General features: G+C 66.2%; 2 protein-coding genes. One reads left to right on the top strand and one right to left on the bottom strand.

The features are described from left to right. The first annotated feature begins 64 nt into the window (after positions 1-64). Entirely contained in the window at positions 65-5341 is a 5277-nt protein-coding gene (locus QT17_RS12545; RefSeq protein ID WP_152607419.1) for a DEAD/DEAH box helicase, read from the top strand. A gap of 116 nt (positions 5342-5457) precedes the next feature. Here the strand turns inward: QT17_RS12545 and QT17_RS12540 are convergent. Then, positions 5458-5831: restriction endonuclease (locus QT17_RS12540; RefSeq protein WP_039460510.1), on the bottom strand; the 374-nt coding region annotated here is incomplete at its 5' end.

Raw genomic sequence — 5831 nt, 5'->3', positions numbered from 1 at the left:
CCACCGTCCCCAAAGATGTGCAGTTTACCCCGCCGGCGTAAACAACTGTTTTACACTAGCCCTCATGGGACTAACCTTGACGCCCGAAGACCTGCGCCCCGAGCGCTGGTTCATAGAGGTTGTCCCCCGTTTGGTCCAGGGAGATAGCCTGGACTGGTCGGCCTTAGGGGAGGCCGAAGCGGAAGGCCTCGAGGCCCTCCTCCAACCCCTCCTCACCCTAGGTCTTTCCCCCGAGGAACTGGCCCGCCGCTTGGGCCTAAGCACCATGAACGACGCCCTGCGCGCCGCCGTGGCCACCCGCTTAGGCCTTCCCGTGGAGCCTTTGCCCGAGCGGGGAAGCGTGCGCGACCCCTTCCGCCAGCTAGAGGCTATCCAGGAGAGCTTCCGAGGCTACGCCGAAAGCTTCGTGTCTCCGAGAAACCCTAAGATCGCTGACTTCCTGCGCCAGGGCATAGAGGAAGAGGACCTCCTTTGGCGCGAGCCCTTCGTGGCGCAGAAACGCCGCTACCGCCTGGGCAAGAGCGTGGATGAACTCATCCGGGAAGGGCTTCTGCCGCCAAGCATCCGCCCCCTTCTCCGCAAAAACCCCGAGGACTTCCAAAACCTTACCCCCTTCCACCCCTACCTTCACCAGGAGGAGGCCCTGCGGGCGGCTTTGGCTGGAGAGAGCTTCGTCGTGGCCACCGGAACCGGCTCGGGTAAGAGCCTGGCCTTCGGCATGCCCATCCTGGCCTACGCCCTGACGGAAAGGCGGCCCGGCATCAAGGCGGTCCTGGTCTACCCCATGAACGCCCTGGCCAACTCCCAGTACCGGGACTTCGCCCTAAGGCTACACGGCTCAGGCTTGCGCATCGCCCTGTACAACGGGGAAACCCCTTACACCAAGGCGGAGGGCCAGGCCCTTAGGGAGCGGCTCCTTTTAGAAAGGCCCGTGAGCGACGCCGAGGTGTTGAGCCGGGAAGAGATCCGCCAAAACCCCCCGGACATCCTCATGACCAACTACGTGCAGCTGGAGCTTCTTCTCACCCGGGGCGAGGACCGCTTCCTCTTTCCCCCAGAGCACCGCGGGGTGCTGCGCTACCTGGTCTTGGACGAGGTCCACACTTACGCCGGCCTCCGGGGGGCGGACGTGGCCCTCCTCATCCGCCGCCTGCGCCAGCACACGGGCACCACTAAGAGCCTGCAAGTGATCGGTACCTCGGCCACGGTGGACCGCGGGGAAGAGGCCATCCGGCGCTTCGCCGAAAACCTCTTCGGCTCCCCCGTGGCCCGCGTCATCGGCGAGTACCTGGAAGACCCCCCTCCCCTAGACCTGAGCCACCTGCCCGAGGAACTAGGGGAAGCCGTGAGGGCTCGGCCCGACGGGGAAAAGCGGGTGCGGCGGGTCCTCCTTTACCTGGAAGGCGCCTTAGCAGAACCCCGCACCTTGAGCGAGCTCGCCCAGGGGCTTTCTCGGGAAGACGGCATCCCGCGAGACCAAGCCCAAGCGGAGGTGGCCTTGGCCCTGCGGGTGGGGGCGGCCACGGGATACCTGGTCCCCCGCATTCACGCCTTTTACGCCCAAGCCCCCGACCTCACCGCCACCTTGGACCTACAGGCCTTGTCCCTTAAGGGAGAGCGCTATTTGGAAGGCAAGCCCGCCTACCCGGTGGTCTTCTGCCGCAACTGCGGCCAGGAGTACCTGGTGGCCCGGGAGGAGCGGGGCCGTTTCGTTCCCGGTCCATCCCTGCTAGAGCCCTTCCGGGGGGAGGTGCGCTACCTGAGGCCCGGGGCCTGGATCCCCGACCAAGAGCCCCTTCCCGAGGAGTGGTTGGATGAGGCCGGCCAGGTGAAACGGGACCGCCGCAACCTTCTCCCGCGCAACCTCACCCTAGACCCCTTCTCCGGCGAGGTGGCGGAAAGAGGGGTTCCCGTGGCTGCCCTTCCCTACCCCTTCCAGTTCTGCCCCACCTGCCAGGTGGCCCACACCCGCAAGGGCAACGAGATCCGCAAGCTCGCCGCCTTTGGCCTGGTGGGTCGCTCCACCGCCACCGACCTCCTCCTTATCTCCACCTTGGGCACCTTCCCCCAAGAGGAGCGGAAGATCATCGTCTTCACCGACAACCGCCAGGACGCCGAGTTCCAGGCGGGCCACTTTCAGGACCTCTTCCGCAAGGTGCTCTTCCGGCAGACGGCCATGGAGGTCCTGGCCCAAGGCGCCACCTACCTCTCCGAGCTTGGCGGCCAAGTCTACCGCATCTGGGCCCAGAGCGATCCCCGGGCGGAGGTGCGCCCGCTTTATGAGGAGTTCTCCCCCGAAGGCGCGGCCTTTCGGAGCCTCCTCTCTTTGGTGGCGGTTCTGGAGGCAAGCCGCAACACCCAGCCCAACCTCAGGAACCTAGAAGCGGCGGGGCTCATCCGCTACCGCTACCGCCACCTGGAAGAAATCCTCAAGGACGAAGGGGTCTGGCAGGGGCTCCTAGCGCCGGAGGAAGTGCGCCGGGACTACCTCACGGGCCTCCTGGACCTGATGCGGCGCCGGGGGGCCATCTTCCACGAGCTTCTGCAACCCACGAGCTTCCGCTACCAGGTGGAGGAAAGGCTTTTCGCATTCCCGCACGAGATCTTCGTGGACCCTGTGGGGGCGGCTATCGTCCTCGAGGCCCGGGCCCCCCAACCTCCTCGCTTTGGCCACACCTTCCGCCTTTACGGCGACCGGCGCCCAAGCCGCTTTGAGGCTTGGACCATGCGGGCCCTAGGCCTTCCCCGGGAAGAGGCCACGGCCCTGCTCAGGCGGGTGGTGGGGGCCCTTAAGGCAAAGCGGGTCCTGATACCCTGGGAACTTCCCGCCTGGGGCCGAAGCAGGGTAGCGGGCCTGGCCCTAAACCCGAGCGCCATCCTCCTGGAAAGGACGGAAGGGCGGTACCTCTTCTGCCCCCGGAGCGGCTACACCGGGCCCCTTTACACCCTCCGCATCTCGCCCGAACACCCCACCCAGGCGCTTGAGGAGCGCGGGGTTCACCCGTTCTACGAAACCCTGTACCAAAGGCGGCGGTTTCCCCTGCCCCTCGAGGCCCGCGCCCACTCCGCCCAGGTTCCCGGGGAGGAAAGGCGCAAGCTGGAGGAACGCTTCCGCGACCCCAACGATCCTTTAGGCGTTTTGGTGGCCACGCCCACCCTGGAGATGGGCATAGACATCGGGGCGCTCTCCTCGGTCTTTCTGCGCAACATCCCCCCTTCCCCCGCCAACTACGCCCAGCGCTCGGGCCGCGCCGGGCGGAAGGGGCAGCCGGCCCTCATCCAGGCCTTCGCCGGGGCCTTGGGCCACGACCAGTACTTCTACCGCTTCCCGGAACGCATGGTGCGGGGAAGCATCCAAGCCCCCCGCTTCCTCCTGGACAACCCCCGCTTGGTGAAGGCCCACCTCCGGGCCTTGGTCCTGGAAACCCTGGCCCAGTGGGGGTTTTCCCTTCCCGGAAAGCTCTTAGACGCGGTGGACGCCGCCGACGAAGCCCACTTCTACCCCCTCAAGGCGGCTTTCGCCGAGGCCCTCGAGGCGGGCATCGCCCGGCACAAGGAGGCCATCCTTCAGGCGGTGCGGGAAGCGTTCGCCCGGGAAATGGCGGCCTTTCCCTGGTTCACGGAGGAACTAGCCCGGTCCACGGTGGAAGGCTTCGTGGCCGAGCTGGACGCTGAGCTTAGGCCCTGGCGGGAAGAGTACCACGACGCCCAAGCCCGCTACACCGAGTACATGACCCGCCTCACCCACATGGGGCCCAGACACCCGAACCGCGAGGAGGTGGAAACCGAGGCCAAGCGCGCTGACCAACAGCGCCGCCACCTGGTGGACCTGGAGCTACGGGACTACCTGGGAGCCCGGGGCTTTCTGCCCAACTACGCCTTCGGACGGGTGAACGCCTGGGCCGAGCTCCTCAGCCCGCGAGGAGAGACGCACCGCCTGGAACGGCCCACCTTCATCGCCCTCACCGAGCTCGCCCCCGGTAATAGCGTCTACTTTGGCGCCCGGCGGTACCACCTGGACCGGCTGGCTTACTTGCCCAAGGAGGAGGCCTTCCGGCCCGCCAAGCGTTGCACCTGCGGGCACGTGGAAGCTCTGGGTGGCCGCTGCCGGGCCTGTGGGAAGGACTTGAGCACGGAGCCCCCGAGCGTCCGCCTTATGCCCCCACCTCCCCTCCTGGGCCTCCCCAAAAGGCGCATCAGTAGCGAGGAGGAGGACCGCTCCCGCCTGGGTTACGAGGTGGAGTGGGACTGGCGCCCCAAAGCGCCCAAGGCCTTGCGCCACGGGAATGTCCGGCTCCTCTACGAGCACAACGCCGAAGTGGTGGCCATGAACAAAGGCCTGCGGGCCTGGTTTTTGGACGAGGAGGAGGCGAACCCCCTGCAAGAGGGCTTTGTCTATTGCCGGCGGTGCCGCCGCTTTCTCCTCACGGAAAAGGAACTGGAAGAGCACCCCTGGCAAGAGGGGAAGGAAGGGCGGTGCCCTGCCGGGGGTGGGCCGGAGGATCTTCGGGGCGGGATTGTCCTGGAGGCACGGGCGGAAAGCGATGTTTTAGCGCTGGAAGTCCCCGTTCCACCCGGGCTCGAGGGCCCGGAGAAGGTGGCCTTCTACAAGAGCTTGCTCGCCGCTTTCCGCAAGGCGGCCCTGGTGGTTTTGGAGCTGGCGGAAGACGAGCTTTTCGGCTTTCTCCAGCCTTCCCCTACCCTAGAGGTGCCCTACCGGGTCGTCCTGGTGGAGGGGCAGGAAGGGGGGCTCGGGGCCCTTGCCGCTTTGGCGGAATGGCCCTCGGAGGAAAAACCCCACCCGCTTCAGGAGCTGGCCGAGACCGCCCTCCGCCTCATGCACGAGGGCGAACCGGAGGCCTGCGAACGGGCTTGTTATGACTGCCTCATGGACTACAGCAACCAGCCGGACCACCCCGTCTTAGACCGCCGCCTCGTCCTACCCTTCTTCCAGGAGCTGGCGCAAGCCTCCTTCCAGGAAGAGAGCGGGCCGGACCTTTTGGCGCATTTGCTCGCGCAGTGCCAAAGCGACCTGGAGCGGCGATGGCTCCTGGAATGCCATAGGCGGGGCCTTCCCCTGCCCGAGCGAGCCCAGCACACCCTGAGCCTCGAGGACACCTTCACCCGGTTTGACTTTTACTACGAGCAGGGCTTGGGCATTTACGTGGACGGGCCCCCACACCTAAGCCCAGAGCGGAGCGAAAAGGACCGGCAAATACGGGAGCGCCTCACCCTTTTGGGCATCCCCTTCCTGGTCTTTGCCGAAGGGGAGGACTGGGATGCTCCCTTTGCGGAACTCGGGCGGCTCGTCCGTCCTGGATCGGCGCAGAAGCAGTCTTAGCTAGGTTGCCCCTAGCGTTCCGGCCCCGTGAGCGTCCCCTCCCGGCAACCTTGCCGGACCCCCTCGCCCAGGTGCGCTACACGGGCTGGGCCGCGCCTCAACCCCCGTTCTTACGTTCAGGGCTCCCCCTCGGGCGGCGAGACCAAGACCCAGATGCGTTTGAGGGGCAGCTCGGCTTGTAGGTCCTCGGGAAGCTTCTCGTAAAAGCGGAGGATCTCCCGTAAGAGATCGTCCGAGTCCCAGAGGCGGATCTCAAAGAAAAGTCGGGCCTTCTCCTTGTCCACCGACTGCTTGAACCCTCCCCACGAGACGAAAAGGCCGTGGTCGGCCTGGTAGTTCTTCATAGCCCCTTGGAGCTCCCGCACCGTTTTGATGTCCACAGGGCTATCCGTGGACTTGACCTGTACCGCAATCCGGGGCCGGTCAAACCCCAGCTCCCCGGAGCCCGCCAGGATGTCCACCCCTCCATCCGGCCCCTCGGGCGAAATCC

Source organism: Thermus sp. 2.9 (assembly GCF_000794385.1).
Taxonomy (GTDB): Bacteria; Deinococcota; Deinococci; order Deinococcales; family Thermaceae; genus Thermus; species Thermus thalpophilus.
The sequence above is the reverse complement of the archived record's forward strand: the minus strand, read 5'-3'. Positions and strand labels throughout refer to the sequence as shown.

Coding starts and splice junctions, on each gene's coding strand:
- QT17_RS12545 (WP_152607419.1), top strand. CDS start 65: ATGGGACTAACCTTGACGCCCGAAGACCTGCGCCCCGAGCGCTGGTTC.